The organism is Arenibacter sp. F20364, assembly GCF_023015905.1.
In the GTDB taxonomy this organism is placed as follows: Bacteria; Bacteroidota; Bacteroidia; order Flavobacteriales; family Flavobacteriaceae; genus Arenibacter.
The window spans coordinates 1-22,890 of the sequence record NZ_JALKBD010000004.1 but is presented as its reverse complement, the minus strand read 5'-3'; the positions used below and the strand labels follow the sequence as shown (position 1 = coordinate 22,890).

The following is a 22,890-nucleotide window of genomic DNA, read 5'->3' as shown; positions in this document are numbered from 1 at the left end:
CAGACCTTTCATAGAAAATGTTGTTTACGGTAATCATTATTCGGGACAAAGAGGATGAAATCGAGTAATACTAATTGTTGATTTTTTAGAGTTCTTCTTTAATTTTATAATAATATGCCTTTACGCCGATCCTGCATTATTATTTTTATTTTGACCATTACATGGTGCGATGCCCAGAAAAAGTTTGAGCCTGGTAATTCCGTTCCTGCAAATGCCATTGATGCGGAAAAGATTTATTTGCAGTTGACAGGAAAGACATATAATACCTCAGAAGTAGTCTGGTTCAAAGCAGTCGTATCCGAGGCTTTTGGCAACTCACTTTCGGATATTAGTAAGGTTTTGCGTGTAGAACTAATCGAACCGATCGGCCAAGAGATAATAGATAGGAAATTACTGAAATTGGAAAATGGCTTAGCTGAAAGCTTTTTTCAGCTACACGCCAATTATCCTGAAGGCAAATACTTGATACGTGCGTATACCGAATGGAACAGGAACTTTGGAACCGATTTTATCTTTTCATCCTATGTGGATGTTCTCCATTTCAAAAGACCAGAAGATAAGATCGACCCAATTCGGGATATTACAGTTGCCAAGGAATTGAATCATGAAATGGTTACTGTTTCTTCAATGATATTCCCGAACGAATTGGACAGTCTGAATAAAGGTGGGGCGATGTTGTACCTAAATTGGAAAGATGGTTCCGATTCCATTGAGGTCAAGCAAAAAAGAGGCAGGCCCGTCGGCGTAAAATTTGATATACCAAATGATGTCAAGGTCATTGGTTATCGATTAAAAACCGAAAGTAAGAGCTTTTCTAAATCTATAATTTTGGATGAGAATTCAGGAACCTTGGATTTTTTCCCCGAAGGAGGAGCATTGGTAAACGACATAAAGAGCAACATAGGCTTTAAATATCTAAACTATAAAGGCAAAGGGGCAGAAATAGAAGGGATTATAGTTGACCAGGAAAATAATGAGCTGTCTACTTTTAAAAGTAACCATCTGGGTATGGGCAAAATAGTCCTACGGCCCGAAATTGGCAAAGGCTATTTTGGGGTAGTTCAATCGACCAATGGAACAACCCATAGGTATCCCATTCCCGTGGCCAGACCTCAAGGTATGGTCATGCGGGTTATTTCCGAAAAGCATATGAAGCTAATTGCGTTGGATGCGAAACCGGTAATGACCGATAGCCTCTTCCTAAAACTTTATCACCGGGGAAAGGATATTTATATGCTAAGGGCATTGATGAAAAATGGAAAGTTTAGCTATGCCTTCAAAAGCAGGGATTTGCCGAACGGAATTATAGGGGCAACGTTATACGATTCGGGGCATATGCCCATAGCCGAACGTCATTTCTACAATCATAGGCCCGAAGACAATCTGGATATAAAAGTTGAAATGGACAAAAACGAATATGAAGCACGTGATAGTGTAATCGTTCACATTCGTTCCACGAAAGGAAAACGACCTTTGCCAAGTTCTATATCATTAATGGCGGTAAACAAAGATTATTTTGAGCGGACAAACCTTACCCATGGAAATATTGTTTCCTATTTTATGTTGGAATCAGATATCAGGGGCGAAATCGAGGATCCCGCTTATTATTTCAAACATGAGGATCATTTAAAAGATCTTGATTATTTGATGCTTACCCAAGGTTGGTCGAATTATAAGTACGACAAGCCCAAAGAACCCAAGTTGATACAACCTGAAAAGGGACTCGGTCTAACGGGGTATGTTGAGGGAGTACAGAAGGTAAAAAGGAAAAAGCGTTTTCAAAATGACAGGTACGATTTGACATTGATGACTTTTGGAGAAAAAATAACAGTTTATAATCAAGAAGTCGATAGTACGGGATATTTTAATTTCAGTCTTGAAAATAGTTACGGAGATGGAAAAAAATTTGTGATACAACCCACTTCCTCCGGTAGAAAAAGTTCAAACTTTAAGGTCCATATCCATAAAAGAAAAGTTCCCAAGATAGAGTATGAAACCGAATTGGTCATCGCTCCCGTTGATAGTATAATAGAAAAAACCGTAAGTGAGCGAATATCAAAAGATATAGCCCTCGACCCTTTTTTGTTGCCAAATACCATTGCATTGAACGAGGTTGTCGTCAGTGACTACATTCTGACCCCAGAAAGGGAAGAAATGAACAAATTACATGGTATGCCAGATGTTGTCATAGACAACAAAGAGTTGATGGCCAAAGCGAAAAATTGGACAGGAAGCCTTTATTCATGGCTATTGTTCAACTACCCTGAAGAGCTTTCGGTGAGTAGGTTGGGGAATGGGACAGGGTACTTGTATGCCCGAGTCCACGGTGCCGGTTTTACATATATCTTAATTGATGGCATTCCCGTTGTGATCGACCATTTTAGCATTGTTCCCGATATACCGATTGCTGCTGTTAAAAGTGTCGAGATTATCAGAAACACAACAAGTGCCAACCGCTATTTTCGGGATACATTCCCCTCTGCCTCCGGTTTATTCCAGCCTCCACCGTTTCCAGCAATTTTGGCAATTTATACCTATTCGGGAAAAGGTCTTTTCGGAGCTTTTCCCAAAAGGTCCAATTTATTGCTCGACTCTGCCCCTGAGTTCTCCCCCAAAAGGGAGTTTTATAGCCCTTCTTATGATGGGACCACTGATGATCCTGGTACGCCCGACTTAAGAAAATTGATACATTGGGAGCCAAATGTTGTTACGGATGCACAAGGCAATGCTACCATTAAGTTTTTTAATGGAGATATTTCGGGAAAGGTTTTGGTGATTTGTGAGGGTATCTCAATTATTGGAGATGGAATAATAGGTCAGAGTGAAACAACTTACGACATAGTTGAATAGGATTTAGCATTGAATTCCTAGTCGGATTTCAAAAAACCTCATTAAATGGTAATAGGGCCAAAACTAGTTGGTAAATTCATTCTTTATTTGAACTTTCAAATTTGCATTATCAAGATAGAGATATAATATTTGTGCTGTAAAACCAACGTTTTACAGCGCTATCGGTTATTGGCAATCAATGTGGTGACTTTTAATGATCCTGGCACTGCTCCAGATGACACGCAAACGTTTTCGGCTATTGACTGAGATGGAAAAAATAACCAGGATTGTAAATTATGTCCCCCTTTCTGCCAATGCATTTGCCACCATAGGTTTTGACTTTGCCATTTAGAACCCCCTCAGCCTTCAATTACTCAAAAAAACTTGCCCACTCCGATAACCTTGGCAGAGATAGTTCACATTCTCATTTAATACCCCTACGACCCTAATTCAGTTGTGATTCTCGACAGCTATAATTTTAATTATAAACGTCAAAATTTGCATTAGTAGCACTTTTTGACCAAAGTTTGCACAACCTGTGCATCGATAAATTTATATCTTTGTCAAACTTTATGAAAATATTCTTTTCCATATCAATGTCAATTTTATTCTTTTTTCAGGGAATTAGCATTGATATGGACTTTTGTGGACCAATTAAAGAAATTTCAAGCATTATTACCCATTATCAAGACCATAAAGTTTATGGAGACTCTTTCCTTGAATATGTAGTTGAAGATTACATTGACAATGATGCAAAAAATGAAGGGCATCATAATAACCCAGATAAGGAGAATACACCAGTCCATTCCCATCATCAATGTTGTCACCCTCTAGTATTAATTATTGCGAACAACAATTCGGCTTTAACCAATCAACTAAAGTTTGAAGGGAAAAAACAGTTTACCTTACATAAAGTAAACTTCACTTCCAGATATCTGGAATCGCTTTTCCAACCCCCTAAAGTATAATTCAGTTTTTTAAGGATAGCTATATCCTTACGTGATGCTTTTCAAAGTAAGCATCCCATTATAAACGCATTGCATCTAATTGCATTGCGAGGTTTAAACTGAATTAATACTTTTTCTATGATTAACAAAATCATTTCATTTTCCATTAATAACAAGTTTATTATTGGGCTCTTTATAGTGGCACTTGTAGGTACGGGCATTTGGTCTATGGCCACTATAAATCTGGGTTCTGTACCCGATATTACCAACAACCAAGTACAGGTTATTACAGTTGCCCCAAATTTAGGTACTGAAGATATTGAGCAATTTGTTACCTATCCGGTAGAATTGGCAATGGCCAATCTTCCTGATGTTATTGAGCTGCGTTCGGTGTCTCGTTTTGGGCTGTCCGTGGTTACCATTGTATTTAAGGACGAGGCAGGCACATATCTTCCCCGGCAATTGGTACAAGAGAAATTAACCGAAGTTGCTGGAGAAATCCCCGAAGGCTTCGGCACGCCATTTATGGCACCAATAACTACAGGGCTTGGCGAAATCTACCAATACACCTTAAAATTAAAAGAGGGCTACGAAGATAAGTACGATGCAATGGAGCTTCGTACCATCCAAGATTGGATTGTAAAACGTCAAATGGCATTAGTCCCCGGAGTGGTCGAGGTCAATGCTTTTGGAGGTTATGTAAAACAGTATGAAGTTGCAATAAATCCTAATAAGCTGAAAAGTTTCGGTATTACAATGAATCAGGTCTTTGAAGCCTTGAAAGTCAACAATGCCAATACTGGTGGTGCTTACATTGAAAAAAACCACCAAGCCAATTTTATCCGTGGCGAAGGGCTGGCACGAAGTATTGCCGATTTGGAAAACACGGTTGTAACCACACAAAATGGAAGCCCGGTTTTAATACGTGATGTCGCGGAAAAAGTAGGCTATGGTAATCAAGTGCGTTATGGTGCGTTTACCCAAGATGGACACGAAACTGTTGGTGGACAAATTTTAATGCTGAAAGGCGAAAGCCCAGGCGACGTGATTGAAAATGTGGAAAAGCGTATTGTAGAAATTCAAAAATCCCTGCCGGAAGGTGTTTATATTGATGCTTTTTTAAGCCGAAGTGAACTTATTGAGGCAACCACAAGTACCGTTAAAAACAATCTAATAGAAGGAGCCCTAATCGTCATATTTGTTTTGGTCTTACTTTTGGGAAGCTTCCGTGGTGGCTTGATAGCAGCTTCGATAATCCCTTTATGTCTATTATTTGCATTTATTTTGATGAAACAATTTGGCATTTGGGCAAATTTAATGTCCTTGGGTGCGATCGATTTTGGAATTATTGTAGATGGAGCGGTGATTATCGTGGAAGGAGCGGTTTTCCACATTCATCAACGGATGAAAAAATCCACAACCGCCATCAACCAAGCTGAAATGGATGAAATCGCCTATGATTCTTCAAGTAAAATGATGAATTCTGCCTTCTTCGGTCAACTAATTGTTCTTATAGTTTTTACACCGATTCTTTTTTTGACCGGTGTGGAAGGGAAAATGTTCCGGCCAATGGCATTTACATTTGGTTTTGCCGTTTTAGGAGCGATTATCCTTTGTCTTACCTACGTGCCAATGATGTCATCATTATTTTTAAAACCTGCTAAAAATCAAAATAGTTGGTTCGCCAAGTTTGAAAACAAGATTGATAGGTTCAGTGATAAAATTATGGATGTTCTGAATCGTATCTATCTGCCTATATTAAATTTTGCACTTCGCTTTCGGGCAGGTGTGGTTATAGGCGCGGTTTCCTTGCTTTTGATTTCAGGATTTATTTTCAGCAATATGGGAGCAGAATTTGTCCCTAAATTTGATGAAGGCGATATTGCATTTCAAGCATTGATAAAACCGGGGAGCAGTCTTACAGAATCTATTGAGGCTTCAGAGAAACTTCAGAAGTTAATCAATGAGTTTCCGGAAGTAAAAACAGTAGTTTCTAGGATTGGTGTGGCCGAAATACCGACAGACCCGATGCCTATGGATATTGCCGATAGTTATATTATTCTTGAAAAAGATAAGAGTAAATGGACTTCCGCAGATAGTAAAGAAGAACTGATAGAAAAAATACAGGAAAAAATTTCAGTAGTTCCCGGCGTAAATTTCGTGTTTACCCAACCTGTAGAACTTCGTTTTAATGAATTGCTTACAGGGGTTCGTGAGGACGTGGCAATCAAACTGTACGGAGAAGATTTAGGCGTTTTGGCAGACAAGGTACAGGAAATCGCAGCGGTCATCAGAACCGTTCCCGGAGCGGCTGACCTCAATGTAGAAGCTACAAGCGGTTTGCCACAAATGACAGTGGTGTATAACCGGGCAAAAATGGCACAATACGGTGTAACCGCTGACAAGCTGAATGATTATGTAAGTGCTTCATTTTCTGGAGAACAGGCAGGAGTCATTTTTGAAGGGGAAAAACGATTCGATGTGGTCATTCGTTTGGCAGAGGAATATCGACAAGACATCAATAGCTTAAAAAACCTTTTCATAGACCTGCCAAACGGTGCACAAGTACCTTTAAAGGAGGTGGCAGATATCAGCTATAAGCCAGGTCCGATGCAGATTTCAAGGGACAATACCTCCCGTCGTATTTCGGTAGGGGTCAATGTTCGTGGGCGCGATGTAAAATCGATGGTCGAGGAAATTCAACAAAAATTGGAAACGGATGTTAAACTGCCACCAGGTTATTTTGTAACCTACGGCGGATCATTTGAAAACCTACAACGAGCATCAGACCGATTGATGATTGTAGTCCCAATCGTTCTATTAACAATATTTGTTCTGCTTTACTTTGCTTTGAATTCAGTTACACAAGCCTTGATGATCTATATGGCAGTGCCTTTGGCGGCCATTGGTGGCGTTTTCGTTTTGTTGATTCGTGGAATGCCTTTCAGTATTTCCGCGGGAGTCGGATTTATCGTGCTCTTCGGAGTTGCCGTATTAAACGGACTCATACTCATAAATAAGTTCAATGAATTAAAAGACAGTGGAATGACAGATTTAAAAAAACGTATATATGAAGCTACGCACGAACGTTTACGTCCAATTTTATTAACAGCCATTACAACAATTATGGGCTTTATCCCAATGGCGATTTCTACCTCTGGTGGTGCCGAAGTACAGCGGCCCTTGGCGACAGTAGTCATTGGAGGAATGCTTACGGCAACATTTCTGACCTTGGTGGTTATTCCTATTCTTTATTATTGGCTGGAATCCCGAAAAGAAAAGAAGGACAATGGTGGAGATGTAAGTTATATTAAAAAATCAACCAATATTGTAACCGTATTATTGATGGTTGGAGGTTTGATGGCTTCTGGTACTTCATTTGCCCAAGACACCAATCAAGATGGTACAATCCCAAAGACCTTGACCATTGATGAGGCTATTGCTATGGCAAAACAGAATTATCCATCGCTTAAGGAAAGTCAGGCATTTATTGAACGGGAAAAGGCACTAAAGGGAACGAGTTTTGACCTTGGTAGCACACAAGTTTTCACGGGCAAAGAAGAATATGGCAATAATCTTCCTGGAGTGCAAACAACCGTTGGCGTGCAACAGGGCAATATCGATTTGCTTTCAGGATTTTCAAAATCGAAGTTTTATAAAGAGCGCATTGCCTTGGGAGAAAAGTTTTATGTGGCCAGTGAACAACAGTTGGTGCGCAATGTGATGCAAGCCTATGACCAAATTAATTATTACAAGGCACAGTTGCGTTTTGCAGACCAATTGGACAGTATTTATGCCAATTTTAAGACCGCTGCCCAACTTCGGTATGACACTGGAGAAACAGGCAAGTTGGAATTTATTTCAGCCTCTTCCGAATTTCAACAGATTCAAGTGTTGAGGCAACAAGCTTTTGATGATATTGAAATTGCCAAACGTGCCTTAAAACAATATTTGGGAACGGATGAAACCATCGAGACGGTAGATGGTTTTTACGAGCCATTGGATTTTATGGCGACATTGGATTCAACTTCGGTTGCCAATAACCCAATGTTGCAATATGCCTTGCAAAATGCCGAAGTAAGTAAAGCAAATGTGGGCGTTGAAAAATCGCAATTCCTACCGAAATTCAGTTTATCATATGGCAGGCAGGTTGTGGATGATGTTTCAGGGTTTAATACCTATCAGGCAGGTATTAGTATTCCGTTATGGTTTTTTCCGCAGAAGTCAAGGGTTAAGGCAGCCAAGGCAGACGCAATGGTAGCAGAGAATCAATATTTGGAGCAAAAAGCGGTTACAGAAAGTCGTGTTTCACAATTGACCAAATCACTCGAAAAAACAAAGAAGATTTTGCAATATTACGAAGAAGGCGCACTACTCTTGGCAGAAGAACAAATTACCACAGCGCAGTTGGCTTCTAAAGAAGGCGAAATAGATTACGTCAATTATATCACCATTCTTAATAGTGCCATCCGTATTAAACAAAACCATTTACAATACATCAATCAGTATAACCAGCAGACCATTGATATGCAATATCAATTGGGCAATTTATAACCTTAAAAAAAGAGAAATGAAGAATATACTATTAGTTAGTACCGTATTATTTACACTTATGTTTATGAGTTGTAACGATGCCCCAAAATCTGAACTTGGGCATAACGAAGCTGAAGGCGTATCAAAAACCAATGAAGTTGGAGTAGATGCACACGGCGAAGAAGGCCATGATGAAGGAGAGGAAGAAGGTGGTCACAGCGAGGAAGAAGGCGTTGTCGAACTTACAAAGCAACAGGCCGAAACCATAGGTTTGGAAATGAAACCTTTGGAGGAACGTAATTTAGGAAACAACATTAAGGTAACAGGAATGCTTGAGCTTTTCCCACAGGACAAGGCGAACATAAGCCCGTTTGTTGGTGGAAATGTGAGTTCCATAAAAGTAATCCCTGGAGATAACGTAAAGAAAGGTCAGGTGTTGGCATATATAGAACACCCAGATATCATTGCAATGCAACAGGATTATCAGGAAAAAAATGACGAACTGGTCTTTTTGAAACAGGATTTTGAACGCAAGCAGACCCTTTATGATAAAGGTGTTTCTTCTGGCAAGGAATTTCAGATGGCGCAGTCAAAATTTCGTTCCACAACATCCAGCGTCAATGGTTTGCGGTCCCAATTGAGACTGTTGAGCATTAACCCGGACAAAGTGGCGGAAGGACAGATATATTCCGCTGTTCCCATTACCTCGCCTATAAGTGGGTATGTGGATGAAGTAATGATTAGCCTTGGCGATTACGTGGCACAACAATCCAAAATGTTCTCGATAAGCGACAACTCAAAAATTTATGTCAACTTCAAAGTATATGAGAAGGACATAAAGCAAATCAAGCAAGGGCAACAGATATATTTTTCCACGGCCTCTCGTCCAGATGAACTGCTTAAAGCAACCGTTCGGTCTGTTGGTAAAACCTTCAATACAGACCCAAAAGCTTTGGAAGTTCTGGCAGATATTGAAAACAAGGATAAAAACCTATTGCCGGGTATGTATGTGGAAGGGCGAATAGTGCAAGGCGAGAAAAAGGGTTTTGCCGTACCGGAAGCTGCCATTATAAAAGAAGGCGAGCAATCCTTTATTTTTATTTTGGATGAAGATGAAGAAATGGAAGCGGACAAAATGAAATTTAAAATGATACCCGTAACGGTTGGTATTACTGATTTAGGCTTTGTTGAAGTCAACCTGCCTGCCGAAGTTTCAAAGGATGCCAAAGTCGTGATAAACGGAGCTTATAACCTGTCTTCGGAAATGGTCAAGGGCGAACTGGAACACGGACATTAATTCAATAACAATCAAAGATTTTGATTCCGAGTTTGTTTATCGTCTTAATTAGTTAGTTAAAAATTATAAAACAGACTCGGTTCAAAATTGATTAAAAATTTAAAAAGTTAATAATATGAAAGAAATAAAAGCATTTATAAAACCGAACCGAATCCAAAGAGTCATTGAAGCACTTTCTGACAATGGATTTGAAAGTATGACCCTTTCACAAGCAGAAGGCACGGGCGCGTTCAAGGCAAAAGGTGCCAGACCGTCGCTGGATTTTCACGTAACAGATAGTCCAGTGGTCAAATTGGAATTGGTCTGTCAAAATGAGGAAGCCCAAGCGGCCATTGAAACAATTATAGCCAACTCCAAAACCGACGGGCCTGGAGATGGTATAATTTATATAGCTAATATAGAAGATGCGTTTCACATTAAAACAGGAGATTCCTTAAAACGGTACGACCTATAAAACACTTTAGTACAAATGGAAAAAATAGTCCAACTACTTGAAAGCAAAGGGATACGGCCTACGGCTATGCGCTTGATGACTTATAAGCGTTTAGCAGAATTAGAGGCGGCCATAAGTCTTGGCGATTTGGAAAAGGATTTTAAGGTCAGTGAAAGAAGCACCCTATTTAGGACTATGAAAGCGTTTGAGGAAAAAGGGATTGTGCATCAAATCGAGGATGGAACAGGAGTCATAAAATACGCCCTTTGCGAAGACAATTGTGAGTGTGAGGTCGGCAACGACCTCCACTTGCATTTTCATTGCAACAGATGCGAGGAGACAGTGTGCCTGACAGCCCATAAAATTCCCCACATCAACTTGCCCGAAGGTTATATCACGGAAGATGTCAACCTAGTGGTAAAGGGCATCTGCGAAAAATGCAGCGGCAACTTGGATTAAGCGTCAGGTTTTAAAATACGATTATCGATTATAAATATAGAGCTATGGTAAAAATCTTTGAAAAAGAAGCTACGGTATATATGGTAGCACAAAATAAGCTGGATGCCAAGGATTACGAAAACTTGACCCCCGTTTTAACAAATCATCTAAAGGTGTATCAAGAAGTTTCCTGGTACATCGAAATGCAAAATTTTGAAGGTTGGACGGCAAGTGTCCATTGGAAGGGGATTGAATTGGACCTCCCCAATGAAAAGCATTTGAAGCGGGTTGCCTTGGTGGGAAACGTTAAATGGCAGGAACTATTTACAGAGGTGCTGCTTCCTTTTTCCAGGGCCCACATAAAATTTTTTAAGCCCGAAGACAAGGACTGCGCTAAAGAATGGATAGAAAAATTGGATAAGGACTGAATTATTAACGTAAAATAAAAATAGTATGACGGACGATTGGTATTTCTGTGGGATGCACTGGATATGTTCGAGGCACTGGATAATATAGATTCACTTTTAAATTAGAAAATATGGGATTTTTAAAACATTTACTCAGGGGAATGGGAAGAGGTGGACATCATTCCACCAAGCATGGTCGAAAGCACGATTACGGTTACCGGGATGGTCATTCAGGGTCGAAGGTGTTAATCCGGTGCCCAAAATGTGGCGTAGATAATGAACAAAACGCACTTTTCTGTCAAAAATGCGGCTCGGCCTTGGGAAAGGGAAAATGCAATAGTTGCAAGGAGAGCATACCGCTGGATGCTAAATTTTGCCCAAGTTGCGGTAACCGTGTCTAAACCTGTAACCATGGGAAAAATACAGCTGGCATTAGTTATCCTTTTTATCAATGTCCTTGGACTAGGGGCCCAGACAATATATATGACCAAAAAGGGACATCTAATGTTATCTACGGAGGTTGGCAAAGAACCGGTCAATGCCGAAAGCACCGAATTATCCGTACTATTAAATTATACCGATAAGCAAATAGTAGGGTCTTTGGACCTGAGAACGTTACAAATGAAAATCCCGGAAGTTAATGCAGTTTTAAAAGAGGCCGAGGATCCTTTAATGGTCTATTTCACGGGCAACATCCCTACAGAGGATTTTTTATCCTCACGCCACGACCCGATCGATTTCAATTGGCCGGTCACCGTATCCTTTCAAGATAATTCATTTCAGGTAATTCTTAGGACTACCCTGACCCACCTGGAGGAAGGGCAAAGATTTTCCTGTTTGTTAAGTGCCATGGGGGAGCTTTTAGCGGTAGAAACAGGTTTGGAGGAAATAATACCGGGATTGGACAAAGCAATAGAAATACGGTTTGCACAGATGGTATTGAAATTGGAATAGATAAAAATTTTATAGCACAAAAAAAATGGACCTACAAACAGTACTACTGTTATTACCATGTTTGGGGCTGGCAGTTTTATTAGGGATATTAATTGGCATCGGGTATTTTGGCAACTTTGTCGCCCAGTTATTGGGTTTTCGGACAAATCAGGCCTATGAACGCTGGTGGGAAGCCCGCATTATATGGGGCGCTATTGTTAATGATTCCCGAACCTTGATATGGCAGACCATTTCACTTTATGATAGGTCGGATGTGCAATATGTATATAATGTAAAGGAAATGACAAAACGCCAATTCGTATGGTGCTATGCTTTGGGCGAATATCTAAGGAATCTTCCATTTTCGTCAAATGTAGCCAGCTATGTAAGATTTGAAAGAATCAAAAACACGGATTTCCCCAAGGCACATAGCCTATTGATCCATTTGATCATATATGTTTTTGCTACAATGCTTCCTTTTGGCCTATCCGATAATGACCTCTCGCTAGAAATTGGTCTTACCATTGCTATCCCAATAATCTTTATAGCGATTAAGAAAACGTCAATTTTAATGCAGGGTCCATTTGAAAACGACCCAATGGATACACCAATGATCGATCAGGCCCAGACTATAGAAATAAAATTAAAAGAGATGATAGGTGACGTGGACTTCCCTTTTAAAATGAAACCTAACAAGTACTATATACTTTAAAACATCAGTCTAATGAAAAAACTACAAATAAAAATCCCGGTTGTCCTTCCGCAGGTTCCAAACGAAAAAGATACTTGTGTTAAAAGGCTTATTCATGAACTACAGGCTAAAGAGGGCATCGAAAAAGTGCACGTTTCGGACAAAAGGAAAAACGATGTGCCACAACTCTGTTTTCACTACGACCCTGATGTCATATCCATAGATCGAATCCAATCCTTAGCAAAAAAAACTGGTGCCGGAATAACCGATAAATATGGACATAAATTGCTCCAGGTGGAAGGAATACGTCATGCCAGACATGCCCGTAGCATCGAAAAAAGCCTACGGTCCATTGAGGGGGTCTTAGAAGCTTCGGTAGCCGGTACCGGTGTTGTACGCGTTGAATTCGACAAGGGTATAACCGGATTTGCCGCAATAGAAAAACGGCTCAGGAAAAAGGACCTTACCATTATTGAGGAATCGATGGTTATGAAAGAATTCAGCAAAAAACCAATGGAGCGTTTATTTCTAGAAGAAGAAGAAGGACTGGAAAAGGAAGGAACATCCTCAGAAAGCCACGAGCACAAGGAGGGCGAGACACACGAGGACGGAGAGGAACATGCCCACGGTGGGATTTTAGGCAAAAATACCGAACTTATTTTTTCAATTATCTGCGGGGTACTTCTCGGGATTGGCTTCGGGCTTTCCTACGTAGAATCCATCCCGGACTGGGTCAGTCTTAGCCTGTATATAGGCGCTTATTTCTTTGGTGGTTTTTTTACGGCCAAGGAAGCAGTACAGACCGTCGCCAAAGGTGGTTTTGAAATTGATTTTTTAATGCTGGTCGCCGCCATTGGCGCCGCCGTTCTTGGCGAATGGGCGGAAGGTGCACTGTTGTTGTTCCTATTTAGCCTTGGGCACGCCTTGGAACATTACGCAATGAACAAGGCAAGAAAGAGCATTGCCGCTCTTGCGGATCTTGCACCAAAAACGGCCTTGCTTAAAAAAGATGGCAAGACCGAGGAAATCGGGATTGAAAAATTGCGCATTGGTGATGTTATAGTGGTCAAGCCCAACAGCAAGATATCCGCAGATGGTGTTGTGGTCAACGGAAAAAGCAGCGTCAACCAGGCACCTATTACCGGGGAAAGTGTACCCGTGGACAAAATTCCCGTGGAAGATACGGGCAGGGACTATTCGGCAGACGATGATATTAAGGATGAAAATCGCGTATTCGCTGGAACTATCAACGGTAATAGCACGTTGGAAATAAAGGTAATCAAAGAAGCCAAAGACTCTACCCTGTCCCGATTGGTCAAACTGGTCAACGAGGCACAGACCCAGAAGTCCCCCACACAGCTGTTGACCGATAAGTTCGAAAAATACTTTGTGCCTTCCGTACTTGTACTTGTGGTTATCCTGCTCTTTGCCTTTCTGGTCATTGACGAACCTTTTAGTGCCAGTTTTTATCGTGCTATGGCGGTATTGGTGGCTGCTAGTCCCTGTGCACTGGCCATTTCAACACCAAGTGCCGTATTGAGCGGTGTGGCACGGGCGGCAAGGGGCGGTGTACTTATCAAAGGTGGGCGACCGCTTGAGGATCTGGGGGTCATTACGGCTTTGGCTTTTGATAAAACGGGAACACTAACCGAAGGCAAGCCCAAACTTACCGAGGTGGTACCATTGGGGGATATTGAAGAAAATGAACTGTTAAAGATAGCCGTTGCCGTTGAAAATTTGAGCGACCACCCTTTGGCCAAAGCCGTCGTAAGGGATGGGAGAGAGCGTCTGAAAGGTACTGCTATTACCGATGCGTCCGATTTGGAAGCGGTTCTCGGAAAAGGTATCAAAGCTTCCTTGGGCAAGGATAAAATCTATATTGGAAACCTTGACCTGTACGAAGACCTCGATGATGCAAAACCATCCGAAGAAATATCCACCAAGGTAAGGGAACTTGAAGGGGGCGGAAATACCACGATGCTCATAAGAAGGAACAAAGAATATATTGGTATCATTGCCCTGATGGACACCCCACGGGAAGCGGCCAAGGAAACTCTGAAAAAACTAAAGGAAATCGGCATCAAGCGGATGATAATGTTGACAGGGGATAATCAAAAAGTGGCCGATGCCGTTGCTAAAGAAATTGGATTGACCGATGCCTGGGGAAGCTTGTTACCGGAGGAAAAGGTAGATGCCATTAAAAAATTAAAAGAACAGGAAAGCAAGGTCGCAATGGTAGGCGACGGTGTGAACGATGCCCCTGCAATGGCGAACAGCACCGTTGGTATCGCAATGGGTGCAGCGGGCAGTGATGTGGCCTTGGAAACTGCGGACATTGCCCTAATGGCCGATAAATTGGAAACCCTGCCCTTTGCCATAGGTTTGAGCAGGAAGGCAAAGTCCATTATCAAGCAAAACCTTTGGGTCAGTCTCGGTATTGTTGCCCTGCTCATACCATCGACCATTTTTGGGCTTGCCAATATCGGTATTGCAGTGGTCATCCACGAAGGCTCAACGTTGCTTGTGGTTTTTAATGCGTTAAGGCTTTTGGCCTATAAAAAATAAATTTAATGAAAATGGTTCCTTTTGAATCAAGGTTAAAATGACCAAAACGGAAAAAATATTATCGTATCACGGTATTCGTCCCACTCAAATGAGGTCGAAGATATACAAGTTCCTGAAAAGGAAACAAAGTGCCGTGTCCTTTTCCGATTTGAAAAAGGCTTTTGTTCAAAAGAGCGAAACCAATAAAACAGCAAACAGAACGACCTTTTATCGCAATCTCAAGATTTTTGAGGATAAAGGGTTGATCCATCAGATCAATGATGGGACGGGAGTGGCAAAATATGCGATTTCTGAAGACGCCGGCAAAAAAGACCTGCATCTGCATTTTCATTGCACACAATGTTTGGAGACCACCTGTTTGCCCAGCAGAATGCCAGAAGATTGTTTACCTGCCCAGTACCAAACGCAAGGCGTTAATCTGGTGTTAAGAGGAATATGTAAAAAATGTTTGCGGAAATTATCAAAAATGAGAAACGAATCTTTATGGACAGAGAAAAATGTTCAACGTACTTGATGATAACCTTATGCCATAGCCTATAAAATATACTAGAGAATACCATAAAACGAACCAATTTGCCAAGGAAGAAGTTATGGAACGTGGAATTGTAAAAGGGAAAATGGCAAGAAATAAAATTTAGCCATGGCGTTGATAAAAATAACTGAACAAGATAGACTGAATGTTTGAAGATTTTAAACCGACCTTGATTCCCTTGAACCAAGAGTTAAATATAAGGGGCTCAAATTGTCAAGAAACTAATCCTGAAAAAAAAATTACACCGAAAAAAAGCTAAGGAATGGATTTACGATCTAAAGGGATAATAATTAATTAAAAACTATATAAAATGTTACAGATAATCGAATTAAAAGATAAAAATATTATTGAAACAAATGCTTCGGGGAAATTGGGAAAAGAAGATATCGAAAAAATCCATCCGCTTATCCATGCCATATTGGACAGGGGAATGAAGGTTCGTTGGTATTTTGAAATGGAAAATTTTACGGGCTGGGATCTTCCCGGATTATGGGAAGACCTAAAAATGGACACGGCCCACGCCAGGGATTATGAAAAAATAGCGATGGTGGGCAACAAAAAATGGCAGGAGTGGATAACGCAGTTTATGAAACCCTTTACGAACGCCAAGATCAAATATTTTGATTTGGAAGATAAAGAAACTGCAAAAAAGTGGGTAGAAGAATAAAGGCGCCAACGATCCAAGTATTTGTTATATAAAAGCGAACGACAACCACGTATTCTAGGATGTCGGTAAAGAATAAAAAATGAAAAACAGGAAATCAAAAATAAACGGCGAGAAAATAAATTGTTCTACCCAGAATCTTGAAAACGGGTGCTGTGAAACTATGGAAATTCCGCAGGTAGAACCCACCAGCAAGATAAATATCAGACCCTACATCCCTGCAGTTGTCAGTTTCATAATGTTGATGGCGGCCATACTTTTTGATTATTTAGGGACATTTCCGCATTTTGAGGGTAGGATAAGGATATTATGGTACGTTGTTGCATACCTCCCTGTTGGTTTTCCAGTAATAATGGAAGGCTGGAACAGCATTAAAAAAGGCGATTTCTTTACCGAATTCCTGTTAATGTCCATTGCCACCCTTGGTGCATTCGCCATTGGCCAATATCCCGAAGGTGTAGCAGTAATGTTATTTTATGCGGTCGGCGAATTGTTTCAAAGTGCTGCCGTTAAAAGAGCCAAGGGAAGCATCAAGGCTCTACTGGATGTAAGACCGAATGAAGCCTTGGTCTATAGGAACAACAATTATGTTTCTGTAAATCCCGAAACCGTCGCCATTGGCGAGAAAGTGCAAGTCCGTGTGGGCGAAAAAATCCCTTTGGATGGTATTTTGCTTTCCGAAAAAGGCTCGTTCAATACAGCGGCATTAACTGGCGAAAGCAAACCTGATACGATTGCAAAGGGCGAAAAAGTATTTGCAGGAAGCGTCAATCTGGATGGCGTTATTGAAATCGAAACCACCAAGGAATTCAAGGATAGTTCCATCGCTCGAATCCTCGATATGGTTCAAAATGCCACGGCCCGAAAGTCCAAAACGGAATTGTTCATCAGGAAGTTCGCTCGTGTTTATACGCCCATTGTTGTCTTTCTTGCTATTGCCCTAACGTTCCTGCCCTATTTCCTCGTTGACGTATATGAATTTAGGGACTGGTTGTACCGCGCTTTGATATTTCTTGTGATTTCGTGTCCATGTGCACTGGTAATTTCAATTCCTCTCGGTTATTTCGGTGGTCTCGGTGCAGCTTCCCGAAATGGAATCCTGTTCAAAGGTGCCTCCTTCCTCGATGCAATGACCAAAGTGAATACCATAGTAATGGACAAGACAGGCACCATTACCCAAGGAGTCTTTAAAATCAAGGAAGTCATAAATAGCACCACTTTTACGGAAGCTGAATTTATGAAATACCTGATGGCAATGGAAAAACAATCCACCCATCCCATTGCCAAGGCGATACTTGATTATAAGGTAGAAGGATTAGAATACAAGGCCGTGGAGGTATCGGAAATTGCAGGAAAAGGATTGAAAGGAACGGTTAACGGGAAAACCATTGTAGTGGGGAATATGGCATTGATGACTTCCAATGGCATTGATGTCCCTTCTGAAACCGAAAGCATTGTTGAGTCTATCGTCATGGTCGCCATTGATGGGAAATTTGCAGGATACGTGACCATTGCCGATGAACTAAAGGAAGATGCGCATCAGGCCATAAAGCAAATTAGGGAATCAGGTATTTCCAAGATTATTATGCTTTCGGGTGACAAGGATTCCATAACCCAACAGGTCGCAAAAGAATTAAAAATCGATTGGGCAAAAGGCGGTCTTTTACCGGAAGATAAGCTGAACGAGGTCGAAACGTTAAAGAAGCAATCCGATACCAAAGTCGCCTTTATAGGCGATGGTATCAACGATGCGCCCGTCTTGGCGGCAAGTGATGTGGGTATTGCAATGGGTGGTTTGGGCAGTGATGTCGCCATCGAGACGGCAGATGTCATTATTCAGACAGACCAGCCTTCAAAGATTGCAAGAGCCATCAAAATAGGGCGCTCGACAAGACAAGTCGTTTGGCAGAACATTGGTCTTGCCTTTGGTGTAAAAGTGATGGTAATGGCACTGGGAGTGTTGGGAATGGCCACGATGTGGGAAGCTGTTTTTGCTGATGTGGGGGTTGCTTTGTTGGCCATTTTAAATGCGGTAAGATTGCAGAAGATGAAATGGAAATAAAAATGATGTCGCAAAATCGTAGAAAGAGAAGAGAAAAGAAAAAAAATGAAAAACCTATGGTAAATACCATAACCAAAAAAGATAAAATACTTGGTATTCTGGCTATAGTAACAATCTTCATTGTTGTACTTGCCCTATTCTTTTATGAGGCTATTTTTTACTTTTTTTATCTCCTTTTTCACTAAAAAAATTATTATAATTATTGATAATCACATAAAATAAATATAGTGCAAGTAAAAACGATTTTGATATTGGTAGGTTTTAGCCATATCTTAAGTAATGCAATGGATTATGCCATGGGATCGGCAAAACAATTGAATTCCGGTCTGATCTTCGTTCATATTCATTCCTTGGCTTAATAGGCCGGTTTCCCAACAGGTATGGCAACGATGTCAGAAGCATAGGCAGGAAATACAATTTCACATGAAGAAGCAATTGAAAAAAGATTAAAGGATTTTCTAGATGGCCCTCCTAAACTCAACAACTCCAATCATTAAAATTTTGCGGTTTTTGGTGCTACAGTGGACGTTATTTTTCAGATTTCGATAGATAAAACGGCCGTTTTACGAAACTGGTTTGAAGTATGGGTAGGATTCCAAAAAACACTCGTTTTGTTTAATTATTGGTTTGGCCAGCACTGAACATATTTTCATCAAGACCGATCGCAAGCGTTATCCCTTATCAAGCTTAGACGTAGATGCTTTTTTCATTTTTAGTGACCCAAATAACCACCTTCAATCAAAAATAGGAAGAAATACCAAAACTAAATCCCGCAGTTTTAGCCGGGTCATTATCAAGTATATCCTTTTGTCTCTGTATACGGTAATTTAAACGAAAGACTGTTTGTGGGGAAGGTCTGAAACTAATAGCAGGTATAATACTCCAAAGGGCTTCGCCCATGTTATCTCCCGTTTCTTTGAAAGTACCTACGTTCCAATCAACATACTCGAACCTACAGGCAAAATTTAATGTTGCCTTTTCCCAATCAAATATTTCGCGCTTTAAAATAGGTTGCACTACGTCCAAAAATCCACCGTGTTGTCTGTTTCCAAATTGTTGGGTAAAAGTTTCTGGCACATCCACATTTACCCAGGCCCATTCCCCAGTTATAAAAGTGTTCAGTTTTGGCAATGTTGTATTGTAATCTATAGCATATACGTTCAGTCGTCTTTTTTCATCCAAAACAATGCCATCATCCTCGAAATTATTGTAAATACCCCCCATATAGGATAGGCCCAATTCTCCAAATTTGGTATGTCTCACCGCTATTTTTGCCGTGCTCAGCGGCGTTCCACTTGCCGACTCCTCAAAGCGTTCAATGTTGGATTTGGAAGCTGGCAAAAAAGTTTTGTTTTCGGAATTATCTATTATGGAACCATCGAACCCTCCGGACAAATAGAATTCGTAACCGAACATCCAGTCATTTTGGTACATTTTTCCGAAAAGGCCAAAACCGGCATTGCTCCAGGTAGCTGGAAGCAATTGGGTTGCTGAGATCGGCCGGTCCGTAAACTCCCATTTGGGGCCATCGTGATTTTGATTGAAAGCTCCGATAGGGTTCATGATGATCCCGCCTCTCAAATTCAGCAATGGGTGAAATTCTACATCCAAGGAAGCAAATTCAATGGCTATTTCCTTACCCCCTTCCTCAAATTCCAATTCACTTAAAAATTTTATTTTATTACCAATTGAGGAAGCGACGAACAGGGTCATTCTTCTCATTTGAAATTGGTGCCCTTCCGAGACGCCATCGGTGCCCAAACGTTGCCAATTTACCTCCGCATACCCCCCCACTGAAACGGGCATTTTTCCATAGCTCAAAAAAGGACGGCCATAAGCCGCATCCATGTTCAAATGCTGTTTTGTTGTATCTATTTTTGTTCTTTTGAAAAGTGTAGTATCTATTTGTGCATATGACAACACTGATAGAAGCTGTAACGATATTGTAATTATTAGTTTCATGCTTTTTTTAATGAAATAAGAATGTTCGGATTGGAAATTTGGATCGGAAATGACCTTAACGGGTCCGTCGCAGGACCATTGGTCACCATGCCTTTGTTGTTGAATTCGCTTCCGTGCGCCGGGCATACCAGCTTATCACCATAGGCATTCAATTCATTTCCCTGGTGGGTACATTGCAGGTATAGGGCCGTATATTCATTTTCCGAAAAACGAAAGACATAAATAGGGAACCGTAAATTATTATTTCTAACAATAATATATTTTAGGTAGGCTTCATCTTTCAAAAAATCGGAAATGGGTACCACCAAGTTTTCGTTTTCAATGTTGGCCGTTATACTTTTGTTGGAAACACAACTTTGAAGCAACATCCCTATAGAAGAAGCACCGATACAGGCATAGCCACACGTTTTTATAAATTCATTTCTCTCCATAGTTTATAACGATTCCAAGAATTTGATCAAATCTTCTTTTTCGGATCGGCTTAGGTCCAGAAACTCATTTTTACTATTGTCGGCTTCCCCTCCATGCAGTAAAATAGCTTCCTCAATACTTTTTGCCCTGCCATCATGTAATAAAAAATACTGCCCGCCTTGGGTGGTGGGCGAGAGCCCAAGTCCCCAAAGTGGTGGTGTACGCCATTCCGATGTTAATGCGCTTCCTTCCGTATAGCCATCATCAAGCCCAGGGCCCATATCGTGCAACAATAGATCCGTATATGGGGAAAATGTCTTGTTCGAAAGTGCTTCGATCGGGGAATTACCCGTTGTCAGTTCCGGAATATGGCAAGAAGCACAGTTGATTTGGGAGAAAATAGATTTACCGTTCAATATCCGGGCCTCTTCTTTATCCCGTTGTATCGGTGCCTTTAGTGTATTGATATAAGCTACAACGTCCCTAACTATTTTATCAGAGACTTCAGGGTCAATACTCAATCCCGTATAGACATCGATTGGCTCGAAAGTAGAAGTGATTCCCATATCTTGATTGTACGCAAGAACCGTTTGGTGGAGCAAATCATAGGCTGCGGCTTTTTTACCAAACCTGTGAATGTAGTCCCCTTCTTGTGAAATAGCGTTGGCAGCGGGAATAAGATAGTCGGCAAGGGCCATCCAGTTCGGTCTTCCCGAAATGCCGTCCCCGTCCAGGTCCTCAGGATCTGCCAAGGCCAAAATAGTCTCATCCGTAACATATTGCAAAAATCCAAGTCCGGTAATGGCGGGAGGTGTAAATTTTGAAAAAGTGGCTCCAGACGGAATGGTTTCCGGAGTGTATCCCGGTATCGCCCTATTTTGTAATTGCGGGCCACCCAAATGTAAAAATTGATTGCCAGTACCATCGGTCTGGCCAAAACGGGTGAGTGTGGTAAAGGGCGTTCCCTTGCCATCCCCCGCATGGCAACTGCCACAGCTCGTAGCTACAAATACAGGTCCCAGTCCGGTTTGAGAAGTGAATATGTCATCATTGAACGCTATATCTCCTGCCAAAAACTGTGCAGATTGGGCAGTGGTCAATCCTGCGATAGGACCATCCAAAAGTTCTTCTTCAAGCGGGGCCTGTGGCTCAAACTTTTCACAAGATGACAATACCAGTAGGCTTGATAAAATTGTATATACTACAATATTCTTTATGGTCATTATTAATTTGCTATAAATGTTAGACATGCAAATATATATAAGTTAGATATCTCTAACAATTTTACTGACAAATAATTTTATCTTTGTTAAAAATTATTTGTCAATGGCGACGAAAGCAAAAGAAAATTATCTAAAGGCGTTGTATCATCTTCATCTCAAAAATGAAGAGATATCCTTGTCGGAACTGGGACGCAACTTGGAATTAAGTAAGCCAACGGTCAACAATATGGTAAAGAAAATGCACCAGAACGGCTGGGTCAAATATGAAAAGTATAAACCGATAAAACTGACCAATGAGGGAAGAAAGAATGCGGTGTTGGTGATTAGAAAGCACAGATTGTCAGAAATGTTTTTGTCTCAAATTATGGGGTTCGGTTGGGAAGAGGTCCATGATATTGCCGAAGAATTGGAACATATAAAAACCGAAAATCTATTCGACAGAATGGACGAACTGTTAGGGTTTCCCAACATTGACCCACATGGTTCGCCTATTCCAAATAAAGAAGGGGAAATTGTAAAAAGGAATTATAAAACACTGGCGGAGTGTTCAGTAGGTACCAAGGTTGAGTTAAAGGCACTACGGGATAGTTCAACGGATTTTCTTCTTTTTTTGAATAAGAAAGAAATACACTTGGGCAGTGAAATATTAATTCACCAAATCGAATCTTTTGATAAGAGCATGACCATTTCATATGGTGACCACTCAGAACAAGTTTTGAGTAATTCTATTTCTAGTCGGATTTTGGTCGAGGCAATTTAGTTTTTTATTGGCTACAGTGAGCGAAAATGGCCATTGACCAGAATAGGAATATAAAGCTGACAATTTTATCCAACTTTTATGAATTTTACAAAGGATGTATTAGTCCTATAAAACGGCCGTTTTTCGGTACAACCGAAATGCCCTAAAAAAATATCTTATCCTAGTTCCATTTATCGTTCTTTTTAGTAGTTTCGTTATATAAC

18 protein-coding genes are annotated in these 22,890 nt (G+C 40.7%); 15 read left to right on the top strand and 3 right to left on the bottom strand.

Going from position 1 to position 22,890, the window contains the following annotated elements:
* Positions 1-114: 114 nt before the first annotated feature.
* The 14 genes from MWU84_RS03985 (at position 115) to MWU84_RS24260 (ending at position 18,690) form a co-directional block, all read left to right on the top strand.
* Positions 115-2,850, top strand: coding sequence for a Plug domain-containing protein (locus MWU84_RS03985; protein WP_246898526.1), 2,736 nt, complete (start codon positions 115-117; stop codon positions 2,848-2,850).
* A 551-nt stretch (positions 2,851-3,401) separates the two neighbouring features.
* Positions 3,402-3,797, top strand: a complete 396-nt coding sequence (locus MWU84_RS03980) for a hypothetical protein (RefSeq protein ID WP_246898524.1) — start codon at positions 3,402-3,404, stop codon at positions 3,795-3,797.
* Positions 3,798-3,914: 117 nt separating this feature from the next.
* Positions 3,915-8,330, top strand: a complete 4,416-nt coding sequence (locus MWU84_RS03975; protein ID WP_246898522.1) for a CusA/CzcA family heavy metal efflux RND transporter — start codon at positions 3,915-3,917, stop codon at positions 8,328-8,330.
* Between the two features lie 16 nt (positions 8,331-8,346).
* On the top strand, positions 8,347-9,606 hold the full coding sequence (locus tag MWU84_RS03970) for an efflux RND transporter periplasmic adaptor subunit (protein WP_246898519.1): 1,260 nt from the start codon (positions 8,347-8,349) through the stop codon (positions 9,604-9,606).
* 115 nt (positions 9,607-9,721) lie between these two features.
* Entirely contained in the window at positions 9,722-10,060 is a 339-nt protein-coding gene (locus MWU84_RS03965) for a P-II family nitrogen regulator (protein WP_246898517.1), read from the top strand.
* A gap of 15 nt (positions 10,061-10,075) precedes the next feature.
* On the top strand, positions 10,076-10,498 hold the full coding sequence (locus MWU84_RS03960; protein ID WP_246898515.1) for a transcriptional repressor: 423 nt from the start codon (positions 10,076-10,078) through the stop codon (positions 10,496-10,498).
* Positions 10,499-10,542: 44 nt separating this feature from the next.
* Positions 10,543-10,905: an STAS/SEC14 domain-containing protein gene (locus tag MWU84_RS03955; RefSeq protein WP_246898513.1), complete on the top strand. Its 363-nt coding sequence runs from the start codon at positions 10,543-10,545 to the stop codon at positions 10,903-10,905.
* A gap of 255 nt (positions 10,906-11,160) precedes the next feature.
* Entirely contained in the window at positions 11,161-11,838 is a 678-nt protein-coding gene (locus MWU84_RS03950; RefSeq protein WP_246898511.1) for a hypothetical protein, read from the top strand.
* A gap of 25 nt (positions 11,839-11,863) precedes the next feature.
* Entirely contained in the window at positions 11,864-12,529 is a 666-nt protein-coding gene (locus MWU84_RS03945; RefSeq protein WP_246898509.1) for a bestrophin family ion channel, read from the top strand.
* A gap of 12 nt (positions 12,530-12,541) precedes the next feature.
* Positions 12,542-15,073 carry a heavy metal translocating P-type ATPase gene (locus tag MWU84_RS03940; protein ID WP_093978618.1) on the top strand — a complete coding sequence of 844 codons (2,532 nt, stop codon included), beginning with the start codon at positions 12,542-12,544 and terminating at the stop codon, positions 15,071-15,073.
* Between the two features lie 37 nt (positions 15,074-15,110).
* Positions 15,111-15,587, top strand: coding sequence for a transcriptional repressor (locus MWU84_RS03935; protein ID WP_093978619.1), 477 nt, complete (start codon positions 15,111-15,113; stop codon positions 15,585-15,587).
* Positions 15,588-15,915: 328 nt separating this feature from the next.
* The gene (locus tag MWU84_RS03930) at positions 15,916-16,272 is read left to right on the top strand and encodes an STAS/SEC14 domain-containing protein (protein WP_093978620.1); all 357 of its coding nucleotides are present in this window, start codon (positions 15,916-15,918) and stop codon (positions 16,270-16,272) included.
* A gap of 160 nt (positions 16,273-16,432) precedes the next feature.
* Positions 16,433-18,331 carry a heavy metal translocating P-type ATPase gene (locus MWU84_RS03925; RefSeq protein ID WP_246899038.1) on the top strand — a complete coding sequence of 633 codons (1,899 nt, stop codon included), beginning with the start codon at positions 16,433-16,435 and terminating at the stop codon, positions 18,329-18,331.
* Positions 18,332-18,558: 227 nt separating this feature from the next.
* Entirely contained in the window at positions 18,559-18,690 is a 132-nt protein-coding gene (locus MWU84_RS24260) for a hypothetical protein (RefSeq protein ID WP_281502464.1), read from the top strand.
* A 379-nt stretch (positions 18,691-19,069) separates the two neighbouring features.
* On the opposite strand, the gene MWU84_RS03920 is transcribed toward MWU84_RS24260, so the two are convergent.
* The 3 genes from MWU84_RS03920 to MWU84_RS03910 are packed head-to-tail and all read right to left on the bottom strand — an operon-like array spanning position 19,070 to position 21,954.
* A complete protein-coding gene (locus MWU84_RS03920) occupies positions 19,070-20,293 on the bottom strand; it encodes a hypothetical protein (protein WP_093978622.1) in 1,224 nt (407 codons plus the stop codon).
* The gene (locus MWU84_RS03915) at positions 20,290-20,724 is read right to left on the bottom strand and encodes a Rieske (2Fe-2S) protein (protein ID WP_093978623.1); all 435 of its coding nucleotides are present in this window, start codon (positions 20,722-20,724) and stop codon (positions 20,290-20,292) included. Before MWU84_RS03915 ends, MWU84_RS03920 begins: the two co-directional genes overlap by 4 nt.
* A 3-nt stretch (positions 20,725-20,727) precedes the next feature.
* Positions 20,728-21,954, bottom strand: a complete 1,227-nt coding sequence (locus tag MWU84_RS03910) for a di-heme oxidoredictase family protein (protein ID WP_232513946.1) — start codon at positions 21,952-21,954, stop codon at positions 20,728-20,730.
* A gap of 76 nt (positions 21,955-22,030) precedes the next feature.
* On the opposite strand from MWU84_RS03910, the gene MWU84_RS03905 reads away from it, so the two are divergent.
* Positions 22,031-22,687, top strand: coding sequence for a metal-dependent transcriptional regulator (locus MWU84_RS03905; protein WP_093978625.1), 657 nt, complete (start codon positions 22,031-22,033; stop codon positions 22,685-22,687).
* Positions 22,688-22,890: the final 203 nt, after the last annotated feature.

Excerpts from the sequence above, each read along its gene's own strand:
- MWU84_RS03985 (WP_246898526.1), top strand. The coding sequence starts at position 115 with ATGCCTTTACGCCGATCCTGCATTATTATTTTTATTTTGACCATTACA.
- MWU84_RS03980 (WP_246898524.1), top strand. The coding sequence starts at position 3,402 with ATGAAAATATTCTTTTCCATATCAATGTCAATTTTATTCTTTTTTCAG.
- MWU84_RS03975 (WP_246898522.1), top strand. The coding sequence starts at position 3,915 with ATGATTAACAAAATCATTTCATTTTCCATTAATAACAAGTTTATTATT.
- MWU84_RS03970 (WP_246898519.1), top strand. The coding sequence starts at position 8,347 with ATGAAGAATATACTATTAGTTAGTACCGTATTATTTACACTTATGTTT.
- MWU84_RS03965 (WP_246898517.1), top strand. The coding sequence starts at position 9,722 with ATGAAAGAAATAAAAGCATTTATAAAACCGAACCGAATCCAAAGAGTC.
- MWU84_RS03960 (WP_246898515.1), top strand. The coding sequence starts at position 10,076 with ATGGAAAAAATAGTCCAACTACTTGAAAGCAAAGGGATACGGCCTACG.
- MWU84_RS03955 (WP_246898513.1), top strand. The coding sequence starts at position 10,543 with ATGGTAAAAATCTTTGAAAAAGAAGCTACGGTATATATGGTAGCACAA.
- MWU84_RS03950 (WP_246898511.1), top strand. The coding sequence starts at position 11,161 with ATGAACAAAACGCACTTTTCTGTCAAAAATGCGGCTCGGCCTTGGGAA.
- MWU84_RS03945 (WP_246898509.1), top strand. The coding sequence starts at position 11,864 with ATGGACCTACAAACAGTACTACTGTTATTACCATGTTTGGGGCTGGCA.
- MWU84_RS03940 (WP_093978618.1), top strand. The coding sequence starts at position 12,542 with ATGAAAAAACTACAAATAAAAATCCCGGTTGTCCTTCCGCAGGTTCCA.
- MWU84_RS03935 (WP_093978619.1), top strand. The coding sequence starts at position 15,111 with ATGACCAAAACGGAAAAAATATTATCGTATCACGGTATTCGTCCCACT.
- MWU84_RS03930 (WP_093978620.1), top strand. The coding sequence starts at position 15,916 with ATGTTACAGATAATCGAATTAAAAGATAAAAATATTATTGAAACAAAT.
- MWU84_RS03925 (WP_246899038.1), top strand. The coding sequence starts at position 16,433 with ATGGAAATTCCGCAGGTAGAACCCACCAGCAAGATAAATATCAGACCC.
- MWU84_RS03920 (WP_093978622.1), bottom strand. The coding sequence starts at position 20,293 with ATGAAACTAATAATTACAATATCGTTACAGCTTCTATCAGTGTTGTCA.
- MWU84_RS03915 (WP_093978623.1), bottom strand. The coding sequence starts at position 20,724 with ATGGAGAGAAATGAATTTATAAAAACGTGTGGCTATGCCTGTATCGGT.
- MWU84_RS03910 (WP_232513946.1), bottom strand. The coding sequence starts at position 21,954 with ATGTCTAACATTTATAGCAAATTAATAATGACCATAAAGAATATTGTA.
- MWU84_RS03905 (WP_093978625.1), top strand. The coding sequence starts at position 22,031 with ATGGCGACGAAAGCAAAAGAAAATTATCTAAAGGCGTTGTATCATCTT.